The organism is Streptomyces sp. NPDC002669, assembly GCF_042889165.1.
GTDB lineage: Bacteria > Actinomycetota > Actinomycetes > Streptomycetales > Streptomycetaceae > Streptomyces.
Genome location: NZ_JBIAQQ010000007.1, coordinates 298,384 through 315,068 on the forward strand (window position 1 = coordinate 298,384; position 16,685 = coordinate 315,068).

The 16,685-nt window shown below is 71.3% G+C and carries 20 protein-coding genes; 16 read left to right on the forward strand and 4 right to left on the reverse strand.

Going from position 1 to position 16,685, the window contains the following annotated elements; all coding sequences use genetic code 11:
• The first annotated feature begins 267 nt into the window (after positions 1-267).
• The 4 genes from ACFYW1_RS14000 (at position 268) to ACFYW1_RS14015 (ending at position 4,477) form a co-directional block, all read left to right on the forward strand.
• On the forward strand, positions 268-1,551 hold the full coding sequence (locus ACFYW1_RS14000) for an extracellular solute-binding protein (protein ID WP_388991276.1): 1,284 nt from the start codon (positions 268-270) through the stop codon (positions 1,549-1,551).
• Complete coding sequence (locus ACFYW1_RS14005) at positions 1,541-2,455, forward strand: carbohydrate ABC transporter permease (RefSeq protein WP_388991279.1); 915 nt, start codon at positions 1,541-1,543, stop codon at positions 2,453-2,455. Before ACFYW1_RS14000 ends, ACFYW1_RS14005 begins: the two co-directional genes overlap by 11 nt.
• Positions 2,452-3,309, forward strand: a complete 858-nt coding sequence (locus ACFYW1_RS14010) for a carbohydrate ABC transporter permease (RefSeq protein ID WP_388991281.1) — start codon at positions 2,452-2,454, stop codon at positions 3,307-3,309. Before ACFYW1_RS14005 ends, ACFYW1_RS14010 begins: the two co-directional genes overlap by 4 nt.
• A gap of 67 nt (positions 3,310-3,376) precedes the next feature.
• A complete protein-coding gene (locus ACFYW1_RS14015; protein ID WP_388991283.1) occupies positions 3,377-4,477 on the forward strand; it encodes a radical SAM/SPASM domain-containing protein in 1,101 nt (366 codons plus the stop codon).
• Here ACFYW1_RS14015 and ACFYW1_RS14020 read toward each other — a convergent pair.
• The 3 genes from ACFYW1_RS14020 to ACFYW1_RS14030 all read right to left on the reverse strand — a co-directional run bounded on the left by ACFYW1_RS14020 (position 4,459) and on the right by ACFYW1_RS14030 (position 7,095).
• Entirely contained in the window at positions 4,459-5,442 is a 984-nt protein-coding gene (locus ACFYW1_RS14020; protein WP_388991285.1) for a mevalonate kinase, read from the reverse strand. The genes ACFYW1_RS14015 and ACFYW1_RS14020 overlap by 19 nt on opposite strands.
• A gap of 5 nt (positions 5,443-5,447) precedes the next feature.
• Positions 5,448-5,942, reverse strand: a complete 495-nt coding sequence (locus tag ACFYW1_RS14025) for an NUDIX domain-containing protein (protein ID WP_388991287.1) — start codon at positions 5,940-5,942, stop codon at positions 5,448-5,450.
• A gap of 61 nt (positions 5,943-6,003) precedes the next feature.
• Positions 6,004-7,095: an NAD-dependent epimerase/dehydratase family protein gene (locus ACFYW1_RS14030; RefSeq protein ID WP_388991289.1), complete on the reverse strand. Its 1,092-nt coding sequence runs from the start codon at positions 7,093-7,095 to the stop codon at positions 6,004-6,006.
• A 194-nt stretch (positions 7,096-7,289) separates the two neighbouring features.
• Between ACFYW1_RS14030 and ACFYW1_RS14035 the strand changes: the two genes are divergently transcribed.
• The 12 genes from ACFYW1_RS14035 to ACFYW1_RS14090 all read left to right on the forward strand — a co-directional run bounded on the left by ACFYW1_RS14035 (position 7,290) and on the right by ACFYW1_RS14090 (position 15,664).
• Positions 7,290-8,957, forward strand: coding sequence for a hypothetical protein (locus ACFYW1_RS14035; protein WP_388991291.1), 1,668 nt, complete (start codon positions 7,290-7,292; stop codon positions 8,955-8,957).
• A gap of 34 nt (positions 8,958-8,991) precedes the next feature.
• On the forward strand, positions 8,992-9,318 hold the full coding sequence (locus ACFYW1_RS14040) for a hypothetical protein (RefSeq protein ID WP_388991293.1): 327 nt from the start codon (positions 8,992-8,994) through the stop codon (positions 9,316-9,318).
• Positions 9,319-9,563: 245 nt separating this feature from the next.
• Positions 9,564-10,397 carry a class II glutamine amidotransferase gene (locus ACFYW1_RS14045; protein WP_388991295.1) on the forward strand — a complete coding sequence of 278 codons (834 nt, stop codon included), beginning with the start codon at positions 9,564-9,566 and terminating at the stop codon, positions 10,395-10,397.
• A gap of 55 nt (positions 10,398-10,452) precedes the next feature.
• Positions 10,453-11,580 carry a glutamate--cysteine ligase gene (locus tag ACFYW1_RS14050; protein WP_388991297.1) on the forward strand — a complete coding sequence of 376 codons (1,128 nt, stop codon included), beginning with the start codon at positions 10,453-10,455 and terminating at the stop codon, positions 11,578-11,580.
• A 149-nt stretch (positions 11,581-11,729) separates the two neighbouring features.
• Complete coding sequence (locus ACFYW1_RS14055; RefSeq protein ID WP_388991299.1) at positions 11,730-12,113, forward strand: gas vesicle protein; 384 nt, start codon at positions 11,730-11,732, stop codon at positions 12,111-12,113.
• 81 nt (positions 12,114-12,194) lie between these two features.
• Entirely contained in the window at positions 12,195-12,644 is a 450-nt protein-coding gene (locus ACFYW1_RS14060) for a gas vesicle structural protein GvpA (protein ID WP_388991301.1), read from the forward strand.
• A 3-nt stretch (positions 12,645-12,647) separates the two neighbouring features.
• A complete protein-coding gene (locus tag ACFYW1_RS14065) occupies positions 12,648-13,361 on the forward strand; it encodes a GvpL/GvpF family gas vesicle protein (RefSeq protein ID WP_388991303.1) in 714 nt (237 codons plus the stop codon).
• 28 nt (positions 13,362-13,389) lie between these two features.
• Positions 13,390-13,641: a gas vesicle protein GvpG gene (locus ACFYW1_RS14070; protein ID WP_388991305.1), complete on the forward strand. Its 252-nt coding sequence runs from the start codon at positions 13,390-13,392 to the stop codon at positions 13,639-13,641.
• Between the two features lie 84 nt (positions 13,642-13,725).
• Positions 13,726-14,151, forward strand: coding sequence for a gas vesicle protein GvpJ (gene gvpJ / locus ACFYW1_RS14075; RefSeq protein WP_388991307.1), 426 nt, complete (start codon positions 13,726-13,728; stop codon positions 14,149-14,151).
• Entirely contained in the window at positions 14,148-15,002 is an 855-nt protein-coding gene (locus ACFYW1_RS14080; protein WP_388991309.1) for a GvpL/GvpF family gas vesicle protein, read from the forward strand. Before gvpJ ends, ACFYW1_RS14080 begins: the two co-directional genes overlap by 4 nt.
• A gap of 5 nt (positions 15,003-15,007) precedes the next feature.
• Positions 15,008-15,244, forward strand: a complete 237-nt coding sequence (locus tag ACFYW1_RS14085) for a gas vesicle protein (protein WP_388991429.1) — start codon at positions 15,008-15,010, stop codon at positions 15,242-15,244.
• Positions 15,245-15,253: 9 nt separating this feature from the next.
• Entirely contained in the window at positions 15,254-15,664 is a 411-nt protein-coding gene (locus ACFYW1_RS14090; protein ID WP_388991312.1) for a gas vesicle protein K, read from the forward strand.
• 61 nt (positions 15,665-15,725) lie between these two features.
• Here the strand turns inward: ACFYW1_RS14090 and ACFYW1_RS14095 are convergent, their stop codons facing one another.
• A complete protein-coding gene (locus ACFYW1_RS14095; protein ID WP_388991314.1) occupies positions 15,726-16,685 on the reverse strand; it encodes an SRPBCC family protein in 960 nt (319 codons plus the stop codon).

Here is a 16,685-nt window from a genome sequence, read left to right on the forward strand (position 1 = left end):
CTGCGGGCACCGCACCATCACCGTCAAGAGCGACCCGGCTACCCAACGTGCCATTCACGTCAATGTGGCCCGAGTGCGACCCCGTCCCTTCCGTCACCGGGCGGCATCGGCGCAGCGCAACGGGTGAACGCTGGGCCCTTCGTGGGAAGCGCACCGCCGTCTTCCGGCCGAAACTCCGTGTCGTGGCGGAGAGCTGTGATCCGCGGGGTAGTGAGAAGACCGTCAGCGAAGCCCGTACGTCTTGACGAATCCCGCACGGAGGAACCCATGACACTGCGTCTGCCCCGCCGATCCGGGATTCTGGGAGCCCTGATGCTGCTCGCGGTGGCGGGGTGCGGTTCGGGAGGCGGGGACGGACGGGCGGACGGCGACCTGACGGTGTGGCTGACCGTGGACGCCCGCGAGAGCTGGCCCGAGATGGTCGCCGCCGCCAACGCCAGGTTCGCGAAGCAGCACCCGGGCGTGAAGGTCGAGGTCCAGTACCAGCAGTGGACGACGAAGAACCAGAAGCTCGACGCCGTCCTCGCGGGCCGGAACGTGCCCGACGTGGTCGAGATGGGCAACAGCGAAACCACCAACTACCTGGTCAACGGTGCCTTCGCGCCACTGGACCCGAAGACCTTCGACCGCTCCGGTCAGTGGCTGCCCGCCCTCGCCGACGCCTGTCGCCTCGACGGCGAGACGTACTGCGTGCCGTACTACGCCGGAGCGCGCGTCGGCGTCTACCGCACCGACTACTTCGAGGAAACCGGCATCGCCCGCGCCCCGCGCACCTACCCCGAGCTGATCTCCGCCCTCGACCGGCTCAAGAAGAAGTACGGCGCAGAGGACCCCGGCTTCTCGGCCTTCTACATGCCCGGCCGCTACTGGTCCGCGGCCATGGGCTTCGTCAAGGACGCGGGCGGCGAGATGGCGGTGGAGAAGAACGGCCGATGGCAGGGCGCCCTCTCCTCGCCGAAGTCCGTCGCCGGACTCACCACCTGGAAGAAGCTCCTGGACGACTACTACGTCGGCGACCGGGCGAAGGACAACGGCGACCAGCCGGGCGTCGTCGGACAGGGCAAGGTCGGCGTCTTCTACGGCAACACCTGGGAGGCCCAGGCCGCCGCCGACCCCCGCTCCGGGGGCGACCCGGCGCTCAAGGGCAAGTTCGCCACCTTCGCCTTCCCCGGCCCCTCCGGACAGCTGCTCCCGCCGTTCCTCGGCGGCTCCACCCTGGCCGTGCCCGCCAAGTCGCGGAACCAGAAACTGGCCGCCGACTGGATCCGCATCTTCACCGACGGCAAGTCGCAGCAGAAGCTGATCGACGCCAACACCCTCCCGAACAACACCGTGCAACTCGCCGACGTCGCCGCCGGAGGCGTGAACGGCCCCGCCGCCCAGGCCGCCACGCGCGGCTGGGTCACCCCGCTCGCCCCCGGCTGGACCTCGGTGGAGAAGTCCAACGTCCTGCCCGAGATGCTGGAACGCATCGCCACCGGAAAGGCGTCCGTGCGGGATGCCGCACGCGAGGCGGACCGCAGGATCGACGCAGTGATCAATGAGCGCTGATCCGGCCGGCCGAAGGCCGCGCCCCCATCTGCCCTACCTGCTGATCGCCCCGGCCCTCCTCGCCCTCGTCGTGGTCCTGGCCTACCCGCTGGTCGACATGGTGACCCTGGCCTTCCAGGACATGACCCGCAAGGAACTGTTCAGCGGCGATTCACCGCCCTGGGTCGGCCTCGCACAGTTCCGGACGATCCTCGGCGACGGGTTCTTCTGGACGGTGGTGGCCCGCACGGCCCTGTTCACCGCCGTCTGCGTCACCCTCACCATGCTGCTCGGCCTGCTGATCGCCCTGCTGATGCGACGGACCTCGCCCTGGGTGCGGGCCGTCCTCTGCGGTGTGCTCGTCGCCGTGTGGGCGATGCCGGTGATGGTCGCGGCGGCCATCTTCCGCTGGCTCTTCGACGCGGACTACGGCCTGGTCAACTGGCTCCTCACGACACTGCCCGGCATCGACCTCACCCGCCACAACTGGTTCACCGACCCCTGGCAGGGCTTCGCCGTGATCACCGCGGTCGTCGTCTGGGGCGCGCTGCCGTTCGCCGCCGTCAGCCTGCACGCGGCACTCGCCCAGATCCCGCCGGAACTGGAGGAGTCCGCCCTCATCGACGGCGCCCGCCCGTTCCAGGTCTTCCGGTACGTCACCTTCCCCTCGATCAAACCCCTCTTCGTGATGGTCACCACCCTGATGGCGATCTGGGACTTCGGCGTCTTCAACCAGATCTGGCTGATGCGCGGCGGCCAGCCGGAACGCGAGTACTACCTGCTCGGCGTCTACTCCTTCATCGAGTCGTTCGCCGTCAACCGCTACAGCACCGGAGCCGCGATCGCCCTGGTCACCGTCATCCTGCTGCTCGCCGGTGCCGTCGTGTACCTGCGGCAGATGCTGAGACTGGGGGAGGCCGAATGAGCCCGGTACGAAAGAGGCGCGGGACGAGGACCGGGCGGCGCTCCCGGCGCCGGTACGACCTCCTCGGCCTCCTCGTGGCCGCCGTCATCGGCTTCCCCGTCTACTGGATGGTCCTCACCGCGTTCCGCCCCGCGACCGAGATCCTCAGCCTGCCGCCCGAGTTCTGGCCGAGCAGCCCCACCCTCGACAACTTCGCCCGCGCGATGAGCACGGAGACCTTCTGGCCCAACGTCCGCTCCAGCGCCGTTATCGGCCTGGGCACCGTCCTGGTCTCCCTCCTGGTCGGCACCCTCGCCGCGTTCGCCCTGGCCCGCTTCCGCTTCGCCGGCCGCAAGGCGTTCGTCGTCGTCGTCCTCACCGTCCAGATGATCCCGCTCGCCGCCCTCGTCATCCCCGTCTACCTGCTGCTCAACGATGCCGGCCTCACCGACAGCCTCGGCGGCGTGATCCTCGTCTACCTCGTCTTCACCCTCCCGTTCACCGTGTGGATGCTGCGCGGCTTCATCTCCGCGATCCCGGTGGAACTGGAGGAGGCGGCGATGGTCGACGGCTGCGGCCGGTTCGGCGCCTTCGTCCGCGTCGTCCTGCCGCTGCTCGCCCCCGGCCTCGTCGCCACCTCCGTCTTCGCGATGGTGCAGGCGTGGAACGAGTACGTCCTCGTCTACGTCCTGCTGTCCACCCCTCAGAAACAGACCCTCAGCATCTGGCTGGTCTCCTTCCAGACCAGTTTCGGCACCGACTACGGCGGACTGATGGCGGGCGCCACACTCACCGCCCTGCCCGTGATCGTCTTCTTCCTGGCCGTCCAGCGCAAGATCGCCGCGGGCCTGGCCACCGGAGCGGTCAAGGGCTGAGCGACGCCCGGCCGAGACCGGTACGACCCGCCGACGACACCCCGTACATCCCGCAGAGGAGAGCCCCGTGACGCACGACCGCCTCGACCTCGTCTCCAAGCTGTACCAGCCCACCGGCTGGCCCCGGATCCTCCGGGCCGCCGCCGGAGAACCCTCCAGCGCCCCGCTCGTCGTGGACCTCGACCCGACCACCTTCTGCGACCTGGCCTGCCCCGAATGCATCAGCGGAAAGCTCCTCAACCAGGGCCGCTTCACCCCCGAGCGGCTCGCCGCCCTCGCCGAGGAACTCGTCGCCATGTCCGTACGGGCGGTGGTCCTCATAGGCGGCGGGGAACCCCTCGCCCATCGCGGCACCCGCAAGGTCTTACGCATCCTCGGCGAGGCGGGCCTGGCCGTCGGAGTCGTCACCAACGGCACGATGATCCGGCAGAACCTCGCCGAGCTCGCCCGGTACGCCACCTGGGTCCGGGTCTCCGTCGACGCCGGCACCGCCGACACGTACGGCCTGTTCCGGCCCGACCGCAAGGGCCGCAGCGTCTTCGACAAGGTCATCGAGAACATGCGGCTGCTCGCCGCCGAGAAGACCGGGGCGCTCGGCTACTCCTTCCTCGTGATGTCACGCCGGGAACCCGGCGGGGAGACCGTCACCAACCACCACGAGGTGCTGCGCGCCGCCGAACTCGCCCACGACATCGGCTGCGACTACTTCGAGACCAAGGCCATGTTCGACGACGACCACCACATCGTGCAGGTCCCCGGCGAGATGCTGGAATCCGTCGACCGCCAGCTCGCCGAGGCCGCCCGGCTGGAGAGCGAGAACTTCCAGCTCGTCAACTCCTCCACCCTCACCTCGCTGCGCGGCCACGTCGGCCCCGTCCAGCCCAAGGAGTACGACCGCTGCCGGGTCGCCGAACTCCGCACCCTCATCACCCCCTCCGGGGTGTACGTGTGCTCCTACCACCGGGGCAACCCGCTCGCGAGGATCGGCGACGCCGTCACCGACGACCTCGCCGACATCTGGCGGGACGCGGACCGCCGGGGCATCGTCGACCCGAGCCGGGACTGCCGGTTCCACTGCGCCCGCCACCGCTCCAACCTGGAGCTGGAACGCATCGCCCGCGGAACCGGCGAGCCCCCGCTCACCCAGGACTACGACCCCTTCATCTGACCGCCCGCCACCGGCACCGGCCCCCGCCGGGCGCCCGGGGCCGCAGCGGTGGGCACGACCCGGGCACCCGGATGGGAGACCTCCAGCGCCCGCGCGAGGCGCTCCACCGTCCCCGCCACCTCGTCCACCGGGCAGACGCCGACCAGCGCCCCGCCCCCGCCGGCCCCGCTGAGCTTCAGCGGCAGGCCGGCGGAGCGCAGTGCGACCGCCCGCAACTCCTCCAGCAGCGGCGTCGACATCCCCTGGTGGTCCCGCATGGCGGCATGGGCATCGGACATCGCGGCCCCGAGCGCCGCCAGGTCCCGGCGGCGCAACGCCTCCCACACCCGGCCCGACGCCTCGTCGGCCGCGGACCGGTAGGCGGCCAGCGCGGGATCGCCGGACGCGAGCTGCGCCCGCACGTCCCGGATGTGGTGCCCGGTGTCCTTGCGGGTGCCGGAATCCACGACGACCACCCGCCACCGCTCGGGGAACTCCAGCCGGTCCCGCACGTCCGGCAGCCCCTGCTCGCGGCCGTCGAGGAGCAGCGCACCGCCCTCGACGACCGCGAGGTGGTCCATGCCGCCGCCGTTGAAGACGGCGAACTCGAACTCGTACGCCCACTGCGTGATCGTGGCGTCGGAGAGCCTTCGGCCGGGGTCGGGGAGGGCGGCGTCCGCGAACGCCCGGAACAGCGCCACGATCCGGGCCGTGGAAGAGGACAGACCGCTTGCCGAGGGCGCCCGGCTGCGCACCGTGACGGCGGGCGGGCGCGGGGCGAGCCCGGCCAGCCGCGCGCGCAGGAACTCCCACACCTCCCGCTGCCAGCCGTCCTCGGCCCCGTCGTCGGACGCGGCCCCGGGACGGACCTCCACGGTCGTCATCAGACCGAGCGCGAGGCTCACCGAGCGGCCACCGCCGAGCCAGTCCAGGTCCTCACCGGACAGACAGGCCCGGCAGGGCACCACCGCGCGTATCGGGTACATGGCGTTCACCTGGCCTGGAACCTTCCTTCCGCGAGGAACCTCTCGTACATGGACAGCACCACGGCCGTCGGCGGGTGCAGCGGCCGGGGCGGGTCGTCGAGCGGCCGGAACAGGGCCCGGCGCACCTCGTCGGCGCCGGGCGACAGCACCCCGGACCAGCGCCGGGCGACGAAGCAGAGCGCGAAACAGTGCGTCACGTCCCCGTTCGGGTACGTCAGGGTGTGCACCCGGGGATCGGAGAGCGTCCCGAACGCCACCAGGTCGTCCCGCTCCACCCGCAGGCCGGTCTCCTCGGCGACCTCGCGGACGGCGGCGTCGGCGAAGTCGCCGTCCTCCTCGCAGGCACCGGCCGGCAGCTCCCAGACCCCGTTGTCCGCGCGCTGCTGGAACAGCCCGCGGCCCCCGGCGTCGATCAGGAGCACCTGCGCGCCGGGCACCAGCAGCTTCCGGGAGCCGACCTGCCGGCGCAACGACCAGATGTAGGAACCGGTGTGACTCATCGTGCGCTCATCGCCTTCGTCGCCGTCCGTGCGCCCCGGGGGCCCGTCGGTGCGCAGCGTGTCACGCCCCTTCCGGTTTCCCGTACTCCTCCGTCAGCCAGCGTGGCGTGGCGTCCGGCGTCGCCAGCAGCCACCGCACGTACCGCTCCACGCCCTCCCGGACCTCGATTCCGGCCTGCCAGCGCAGGAGTTCGCGGGAGCGCTCGACACAGGCGTAGCCGCCGAGCGGGTCCCCCTCGGGGCGCGGGGTGACGATCCGCCGCGAGCCGGGGAAGTACGGGGCGATCAGGTCGGCCACCTCGCGGACCGAGGTGGGCCGGCCCGTGCCGACGTTCACCGTCCGCCCGGCCATCTGCTCCTCGATCAGGGCGAGCGCCGTGGCCTCGGCGACGTCGTCCACGTGGACGAGGTCGCGGACCTGGTCACCGCCGCCGTTGAGCCGCATGGGCCGCCCGAGGCGCGCCTGGAGCGAGAGCCACGGCACCATCCAGGAGTGACTGCCAGGTTTGGGGATCTGGGGCTCGCCGTACACGGAGAAGTAGCGCACCACCGCGTACTCGGTGCCACTGGAGGCGCCGAGCATCAGCCGCGTCTGGTGCTCCGCCCACAGCTTGGAGTTGGCGTACACGGACACCGGGAAGAGCGGCTGGTCCTCGTGGAAGACCTGCGGCCCCGCGGTGTCGGACGCGCCGTCGCCGTACACGGAGGCGGAGGAGACGAGCACGAGCCGGCGCACCGGGAACCGGGCGGCCTGCTCCAGGACGACCTGAGTGCCCTCCACGTTGGCGCGGAAGGCGATGTCGGGGCGCCGGGTGCAGGCGGCGACGTCCGCGTAGGCGGCCGCGTGGACCACGAAGTCGGCGTCGCGCAGCAGCCCGCCGACGGTCTCGGCGTCGCGGACGTCGCCGACGACCAGCCGGGCGCCGCTGCGGGCCACCCCGAAGGTCTCGTGGCCGGATTCGGGATAGGCGTCCATGCGGTCCAGGACGGTGACGACGGCTCCGGCACTCCGCAGCAGCGCGACCAGCCGGCTGCCGACGAGACCGCCGCCGCCGGTCACGACGACCCGGGCGTCGCGGAGCTTGTCGAGCCGGGAACGAACGGTCTCCTCGGTGCCCACGACGGCAGTGGTCGAGTGGGGTAACCCGGGCATGAAAGCCTCTTTTCGGCGTGTCGGGAGAGGTGCACGCGCTTCACGGGACCGGCGTGCCAGGCAAGCATCCATGGGCCGTACCCGGCCTGCCAGAGGGCGATTTCGGCACTCTTGCGAGCCGTCGGAGGGGCCCGTACTGTCCGGATCCGGCTTGCGTCCGGCCCGCCGGGCGGATGTGGAGAGAGGGAGGACGTATGACGCGTCAACGGCTCAGCGCGGTGGTCATGACCCACCCCAGACGCCGCGCGGCAGCCGAGGAAATGGCTCTGAACGCGCCGTCCGGGCTGCTGCGGGTGGTCATGGACCCCGACCCCACGGGCACCCCCTCGGTGCTGCGCACCGCACTCGCCGCGTGGTCGGAGATCGAGGACGGGGCCACACATCAACTGGTGGTCCAGGACGACATGTTGTTGTCCGAATCCTTCTTCGAACGGGTCCGGCACGCGATCGAGGAGTTTCCCGACGCGGCACTGGCCCTGTTCGCCCTGTGGGACTCCCGCAACGGGGCGGCCGTGAGGTTCGGGGCGATGGCCGGCGCCCGCTGGGTCGGCGCCGTCAACGAGTACTTCCCGTGCGTGGCGATCGTCCTGCCGCGCCGGGTCGCCGAGGGCTTCGTCACGTACGGCAGGCAACGCCTCGGTGGCTGGCCCGACGACATTCTGATGCACCGTTACTTAAGTGACAACAGTGTTCCGCGCCATGTCGCCGTGCCCAACCTCGTCGAGCACGACGACCGCGGCTCCATCTCCGGCAACGCCTTCCGCGGCCCGCGCCGTTCGGTCTGCTTCCTGCCGGGGGACCGGCCGGGGGAGGAGGGCCGGACCCTCACCGGACTGACGGTGCTGCCGTTCTTCAAGCACGGCGTCGCACAGTGCGCGGTACGGGTCCCGGGCCCCGGCCCGCAACGCTGGCTGCACCTCGACGCGGAGCAGTACCTCCGGGGCGCCGGGCTCCCCGCCGCGCTGCTGCGCCCGCCCGGCACCGGCGCGACCGGGGCGGACGTACGGGGAACCTGGCTGACGGCCCTGGCCATGGGGTTCGAGGCGGGCCGCACCGGACTCGCCGTACCGCCCGCGGCATCGGAGGCGTACGCGGAGGCCGTCGCGACGATCGGCCCCGGCGGCATCAGCAACGCCGGTACGGAGGAGTTGATCGCGCGCCGTCGCGAGCCCCTGGCCGAAGTGGCGCACCGGGCGCTGCGGGCCGGACGCGAAGCCGCCGCCGAACAGCGCACACCACGCCCGCACCGCCCACGGCGGCCGGACGGCCCCGTCTGGCGCGGGGCGGCGACCCCCCTCGGCGAACACCTCGTGCGCCGACTGGCCGACCGGCCGGAGCTCTCCGCCGCCGTGATCGACCTGACCCGGCTCCACGGCTCCGAGCCCGAGGTGACGATCCGTCCGCACGGCGACCCCGTCCCGTACACGCTGGGCGTGGGAGAGGTCTACGGTCCGGGCTGCTCGCGCCACACCCTCATCGGCCGCATGGTGTGGGACGCGCTGCGCAGCCGGCCCGTGACGGTCGTGGGCGACCCGGACGCCCCGGTGCATCCCGTGTACGTCAACGACCTCGCCGACGCGATCGGGACGGTCCTGCGCGACCGGCCGGAGAACCACGACCTCGTGGTCGCGGCCGAGAAGCCGTGCACGACGGCCGAGTTGGCCCGCGCCGTGCACGAGGCCGTGCGGCCCGTGCCGGTGCGCACGGCACCGGACGGCGACCCCGGCCGGCACGTCCCGGCCGACATCGCACGGCCGCCCGGCTGGGCACCCGCGACGGACCCGGCGCGTGGACTGCACGCCTTCGCCCAGTGGCTCGCCTACGAGGGGACCCTGCTCGAATCGGACCGGATCGCCGACTGACCGGGCCACCGGGCGGTGTTGTTAAGGTCCCGGCATGGTGCGTCTGAAGATCGAGATATCAGTCCCGGAGAGTCATGTGGAGCAGGTGATCGACGCCCTCCACGAGGCCGGTGCGGGACAGGTCGGGGAGTACGCCCGGTGCGCCAGTGCCTGGCAGGTCACCGGCACCTGGCTGCCGCTGCCCGGCTCGCGGCCCTACGACGGCGAGGCCGGCGTCGTGCAGCGGGGCGCGGAGTGCCGGATCGAGTCGGTCTGCCACGAGGACCGGGCCCGCGCCGTCCAGCGGGCGGTCCGCCGGGTCCACCCCTACGAGGAACCGGTCATCAACTTCCTGCCGCTGTACGAACCTCCGGCCGACTGACACCCGGCCGCCCCGGGGCCGGGGCGGCCGGTGGGGGTGGGCGGTCCCGTTCCCCCGGCGCCCTCCCCCTCGACGAGCCCCCGGGCGGCCGCGTCCGGGGCGGAGACCTCCCCCGCACCCCGGGCGGCCGCCCTCCCGACCGCTGCCCGGGGACGCGCGAGCGGGCCCCGGCAGCTCTCGGTACCGTGAACAGGGGGGCGGCAATGCGCCGGAACCATTCGTCCGCGCGGGGGAAGGGGCCGCTCATGTGCCGATGGCTCGCCTACTCGGGACAGTCCGTGCTGCTCGGTGACCTGCTGTACAAGCCGGAGCACTCCCTCATCGACCAGAGCCTGCACGCACGCATGGGCGTCGAGACGACCAACGGCGACGGATTCGGCATCGGCTGGTACGGGCCCCACGTCGAGACGCCCGCGGTGATCCGCGACACCGGTCCGGCCTGGAACAACCGCAACCTCCGCGAGATCGCCGCGCATGTGCGCTCGCCGCTGTTCTTCGCCCATGTGCGGGCCTCGACGGGAACGGCCGTCCAGCAGACCAACTGCCATCCCTTCCGGCACGGCCGCTGGATGTGGATGCACAACGGCGCGATCACCGACTTTCCCAGGCTGCGCAGGGAACTCGCCCTCGCCGTCGACCCCTCGCTCTTCTCCGAGCTGGAAGGCTCCACCGACTCGGAAGTGATGTTCTACCTGGCCGTCACGTTCGGCCTGGACCAGGACGCGCCCGGGGCCGTGGCCCGCATGGCGGGCTTCGTCGAGCGGGTCGGCCGGCGGGCGGGGGTGGAGCATCCGCTCCAGATGACGGTGGCGGTGGCCGACGGGGAGCGGTTGTGGACCTTCCGTTATTCCAGCAGCCACGCCTCCAGGTCGCTCTTCTACAGCAGCCGGGTGGACAGTGTGCGAGCGCTCCACCCCGACCTGGAGGTTCTCGGGGGTGTGTCCGACGAGACCCGCCTGGTGGTTTCGGAGCCCCTGGGGGACCTGCCCGGACTCTGGAACGAGGTGCCGGAGAGCAGCTACGGGGTGGTGCAGCCCGGCACCGACGAATTCCTTCCCTTCGAGCCGGTGGCCGCCTGAGGGCGGCGCCCGCGACGGGCACCGGCCGGGGAGGCGACGGGGGTGATACCGGTGGATGCTGGGAGAAGGCGTCTGCGAGCGGAGGTACGGCGTCGTGCGGACCGTGGGTGTCGAGGAAGAACTCCTTCTCGTGGACGCGGAGAAGGGCGAGCCCCAAGCCCTGTCGACGGCGGTGCTGGCCAGGGCGGACTGCCGGGCCCGGGGAAATTCCGTCTTCGAGTCCGAGCTCCACCGCCAGCAGCTGGAATTCGCCACGACGCCGCAGACCTCGATGCACGACTTGGCGGAGGAGATCCTCCGCTGCCGTGCGGAGGCCGCCGAACACGCCGCGGACTCGGGTGCGGCCGTGGTCGCGCTGGCCACCTCGCCGCTGCCCGTCAGTCCGTCGATCGGCCGGGACGAGCGGTACCAGTGGCTGGAACGGAGATTCGGCCTGACCGCGCAGGAGCAGCTGACCTGTGGATGTCATGTTCATGTGTCCGTGGCCTCGGACGACGAAGGAATCGGCGTACTGGACCGGGCACGGCCGTGGCTGTCCGTCCTGCTGGCGCTGAGCGCCAACTCGCCCTTCTGGCAGGGCCGCGACAGCTTGTACAGCAGCTACCGGAGCAGGGTCTGGGACCGCTGGCCGTCGGCCGGTCCGGTGGAGCCGTTCGGGACCGCCGAGCGCTACCACGCGCACGTGCGGGAACTGCTCGACACCGGGGTGCTGCGGGACAAGGGGATGGTCTACTTCGACGCCCGGCTGTCGCACCGCTACCCCACGGTCGAGATCAGGGTGGCCGACGTCTGCCTCGATCCGGCGGACACGGCCCTGCTCGCCTCCCTGGTCCGCGGCCTGGTGGAGACGGCGGCCCGGCAGTGGCGGGCCGGTGAACCCCCGGCCCGGTTCGGTGCGGGGGTGTTGCGGATGGCCGCCTGGCAGGCCGGCCGGTGGGGGCTGGAGAACACTCTGCTCCACCCCCGCACCATGCGGCCCCGGCCCGCCCCGGAAGTGGTGGACGCCCTGCTGGAGCACGTCCGCGAGGCCCTGGACGACCACGGGGACCTGGACCGGGTCGAAGGAGCGCTGAGGTCCCTCCTGGCCCGGGGGACGGGCGCCCGGACCCAGCGCGAGCTGCTGTGCCGCACGGGCGATCTGCGCGCCACCGTCCACGAGTGCATCGACATCACCCGCGGGTGAGCGGGCCGCCGCCCGGTGCGGTAGGTCCCGAGTCCGGGGCCGTCTGCGAGCGAGACTCCGGCAAAAGGCCGATACCATGAAATAGTGCCTCGCGTCGCAGCGCGGACACTCCAAGGCAAACATGTCGTCTCCGCTTTCGGAGAGTAAACATGGCCGCAGCCGAAGAAGACGAGACCGGACGCACCCGGCGCCCCTCCGGCAGGAAGACGGGCAGGAGGAGCGGCGGCGGGTCCGCCGAAGGCCGAAGTGGCGAAGCCGGACACACCGCCCACGGGGTCTCCGCACCACAGGCCATGCGACGAGCGGCCGAACAGCTGCGGGGCCTGCTGGGCAGGGCCCCGGAATCGGTGTCGGCGGTCAGACCGACCGACGACGGCTGGCAGGCGGACATAGAAGTCCTGGAACTGGAACGCGTCCCCAGCACCACGAGCATCATGGCGAGCTACCGGGTGCTGCTGGACGAGGAAGGCGAGCTGGTGTCGTACGAACGCACCCGCCGTTACACGCGGGCACAGGTGGACCGCAACGGCTGAAGACCGGACGCCGCCGGCACGCGAAGGAAGGACGAGACGGCCGTACCCGGACCGGGGCGAGCCACTGAAGGGAGGCACCCCATGACTGTGGTGCCGCAAGGCGGAGGACCGGTCGCCACGGGAGGAGGAGGCTCTGGCAATCTCTACGACATCCTCGATCTGATCCTCGACCGCGGCCTCGTCATCGACGTCTTCGTACGGGTCTCCCTGGTGGGCATCGAGATCCTCAAGATCGACGCCCGTGTCGTCGTGGCCAGTGTGGACACCTACCTGCGCTTCGCGGAGGCGTGCAACCGCCTGGATCTGGAATCGGGGCGCAAGGCACCCTCCCAGCTGACCGACCTGGTCGGAGAAGTGACCGAGGGCGGCTCCCACGGCAAGGCGAAGGGCGCCCTGAGCGGAGCGGCCGAAGTCCTGAGCGACGCCCTCAAGGGAAGCGGGGGCGAGGAGGACGAGGAGGAGGCCGAGGAAGTCGAGGAGCGACAGGAACGGCCGCGACGTAGGCCCGCCGCCCGGCGCCGGAAGGAGTGAGCCATGGCCGTGTACGTCTACGCCATCGTCGCCAGGACGCATCCACAACGCCTGAACGACCTGGTGGGGGTGGGGGATCCGCCCACCACGCTCCGCACCGTGCACGGAGCGGAGCTGTCCGCCGTCGTCAGCGACGCCCCGGAGGGGCTGCGGCCCAAACGCCGCGACCTCGCCGCCCACCAGACGGTCCAGGAGCACCTGATGGCCGAGGGCACGGTTCTCCCGCTGCAGTTCGGCTTCACCACGACGGACGACGACGCGGTGCGAGCGGTGCTGGAGGAACGTGCCGAGCAGCTCCTCGAACGCCTCCGGGCCCTGGAGGGATGCGTCGAGTACAACCTGAAGGCCGCCCAGGACGAGGACGCACTGCTGCGCCGGATCCTCCAGGAGTCCGAGCAGGCGCGCAGACTCAACGAAGAGATCAGGAGCGGCCACGCAAGCCCTCAACTTCCTCTCGCGCTGGGGGAGTTGGTGGCCAAGGAGGTGCAGGCCAGACAGAGCCGGACGGCCGACGCGATCGTGGAGGCACTGAGCGGCTTCGCACGGGAGCACCACGTGGCGCAGCCGACGGGCGACGACTTCCTCAATGTGTCCTTCCTGGTGGCCCGGGACGACGAGAAACCCTTCCGCGCCGCCGAGCAGGGTCTCGTGGAGGAACTCGGCCCCGACCACGAGCTGCGGCTGCGCGGCCCACTGGCCCCCTACAGCTTCGTCTAGCCGCCCCCCGCTTCGTCCAGGAGACGCGATGGGACTGTTCACCGAACTCGCCCTCCTTCCGCTGGCGCCCGTGCGCGGAGCGGTATGGGTGATGGAGCGCGTCGTCGAGGCGGCGGAGAACGAGTACTACGACCCCGGCCCGGTCGAGCGCGAACTCGCCGGGCTCGAACGACAGCTCCTGTCGGGAGAGATAGATGAGGAGACCTTCGACCGGCGTGAGGACGAACTGCTGGACCGGCTGGACGAGATCAGGGCCCGTACCCAAGGGAGCACCGGCTGACCGCGGCCCCCACCGTCCGGCGGGAACACGGCCCGGCACGTTCGCCGACGCGCCGGAGAACCAGGGAATCGAGGTGCGGCGACCGTGAGCGAACCCGTTGCCAGGAGGCTGGGAGACCTGCCGTCCCGGGCCGGCCCCTACAGTCAGCAGTCCTCGGCCAACCTCGCCGACATACTGGAACGGGTCCTGGACAAGGGCATCGTCATCGCGGGCGACATCCGCATCAACCTCCTGGACATCGAACTGCTCACCATCAAACTGCGCCTGCTGGTCGCCTCGGTGGACAAGGCCAAGGAGATGGGCATCGACTGGTGGGAGCACGACCCGTCGTTGTCCTCGCGCGCCCACGACGGGTACCGCTCGCTCACCGAGGAGAACCGGCGCCTGCGCGCCGAGGTCGAGGCACTGCGCCGGGACACGGGGGCACTGACGGACGGGCGTGCGGAGCCCGCTGAGGCGCCCTCCCACGTCGAACGGGACGCCCCGGCCGACGAACGGGACGAGCCATGACCGCCGTCGTCAGCTACGCGTACGCGGTCGTGCGGGACGCCCCGGAGCTGGAAGAAGTGCTGACGGGCCTGTCCGGCGTGTCCGGGGCACCGGTCCACCTGGTGCGTTCGGAAGGCCGCGACGGCCCGGCGGCCGCCGTGAGCCCGGTCCCCGCAAGCGAGTTCGGGGAGGACGCCCTGCGCTCGCACCTGGAGGACCTGGACTGGCTGGAAGCCACCGCCCGCGCCCACCACCGCGTGGTCGAGGCGCTCGCGGAACGCACGACCGTCCTGCCGCTCCGCCTGGTGACGGTGTACCTGGACGACGAGCGCGTGCGCTCCATGCTGGAGGGCCGGCGCGACGCGTTCGGCTCCCGGCTCGACGAACTGGCCTCCCGCGCCGAATGGGGCGTTAAGGTCTTCGTCGACGAACCCGCCGCCCAGGCCCCCGCCGGCCCGCCGCCTGCCGGGGAACCGAGCCCCGGGCGGGCCTATCTGAACCGTCGCAGGACCCAGCGAGCCGCCCGCGAGACCACCTACCGCCACGCCGGACAAGCGGCCGAACGCATCGAGTCCGCCGCCCGGCCCTACGCGGTCGGCCGCGTCAGACACCGCCCGCAGCAGGGCGGCATCGCGCCCCGGACGGGGGAGAACGTCACCAACGACGCCTACCTGGTCCCGCTGCGGCACACCGAGGAATTCCGGGCCGGCGTCGCACGCGCGGCGGACGGACTCGCGGGCGTGCGCATCGAGATCACGGGCCCGTGGGCCCCCTACTCGTTCGTCGCCCCCGACACCCCGGAGGACCGGGACCCCGAGACCCCGGTGGACCGGGTCCCCGACACCCCGGAGGACGGGGGGAAGGCGCCGTGAGGTCCGTGGACGGCCCGTCGGACCCTGCCGGTCGGCAGCCGCTTCCCGAGGAACCGCTTCCCGACCGACAGGTGGCACTCATCGACCTGCTGGACCGGCTGCTCGGCGGAGGCGCCGTCCTCACCGGGGACATCGTGCTGTCGATCGCCGACATCGACCTCGTACGCATATCCCTGCGCACCCTGATGGTTTCCATCAGCGAGCAGAACCCCGCACCGTGGAACACCCGACCGCACCCGTAGGAGACGACGATGACCGGTGAGGAGCACCGGCCCCGCAGCCGCCTCGACGAGATCACCGAAGCCGCCGACCGCGCACTCCGGTCCCTGCCCGTCACGTCCCTGCCCGTCACGGGGGAGGGCGCCCCGAACCGCTCCCGGCCACCGGCCCGCAGGGTGATCGCGGACCCCGACACGGTGGAACGCGACCTCATCAAACTCGTTCTCACCATCGTCGAGTTGCTGCGACAGCTCATGGAACGACAGGCCCTGCGCAGGGTCGAGGCAGGGGGCCTCACGGAGGAGCAGGAGGAACGGCTGGGGATGACACTGATGATCCTGCACGACCGCATGAACGAACTCTGCGCCCGGTACGACCTCTCGCTGGGCGATCTCAACCTGGACCTCGGCCCGCTCGGACCCCTGCTGCCTCCCCCCGAATGAGCCCCCCGGGGCGGCCGACCGGAACCGGCAGCCGCCGCCCCTCACCGCGCGGACCGGCGACTCATTCCTCCTCTTCCTCCTCTTCCTCGGAGTCGTCCTCCCATTCCTCATCCGCCTCCGGCCCTTCTTCGTCCTCCTCGTCCTCCTCGTCCTCCTCGTCCTCTTCGCCCTCCTCGTCCGGCTCCCCGGATTCCTCCTCGTCTTCCTGGGATTCCTCGTCCTCGACGGCCTCTTCGTGGGTCCGTACGACCTCGCCGTCCCGGATCTCGCCCCGCCAGCCCTCGGGCTCCTTGTCGGTGAGGCTGACGTAGCGCTGGAAGTGCTTGAGGTCCAGCCGCAGCCGTCGGCCCTGCGCGCGCCAGAGATTTCCCGTCTTCTCGAACAGCCCGGACGCGTAGTACTCCACGACCAGCACGATGCGGGTCAGACTGGGGGAGAGCTCGTGGAAACTCACGACACCTCGCGTCGAGCCCTTGGCCCCCTCGGAATTCCAGACGATGCGTTCATCGGGCACCTGTTCCCGGACGGTCGCCTTCCAGCCCCGGGCCGAGGGACCCACCTTGACCTTCCAGTCACTCGTCGTCTCGTCGGACGCCGAGACGCTGCGCACGCCCTTGGTGAATTTGCTGAACTCTTCGTACTGAGTCCAGTGGTCGTAGGCCGTGCGCAGGGGAACACCCACGTCGATCACTTCGATCATGTTGGTGACCTTCCGGTCACCCGACCCGCTCCCACTGCCGCCGGAGGAGCCCTTCACCTTGTCCAGAAGCTTGTTCTTGACGCCCTTCACCGTGCCGGACAACGCCGCCTTGACGGGCGAGTCGCCGCTGAGAAGGCCCGCTCCCACCTGGGAGAGCGGTCCACCGTTGTTCGCGACGTCGGTCAACTGGTCCGTCACGTCGAACAGCTTGTCGCTCGCCCGCTCCGCCAGATCTCCGACCCGAGCCGCCAGGTACTCCGTCAGCTCGTCGCGGAGCCGGTCGAGCCCCGATTCCGAGGTCTCCTGCTGCTGTTGTGTCAT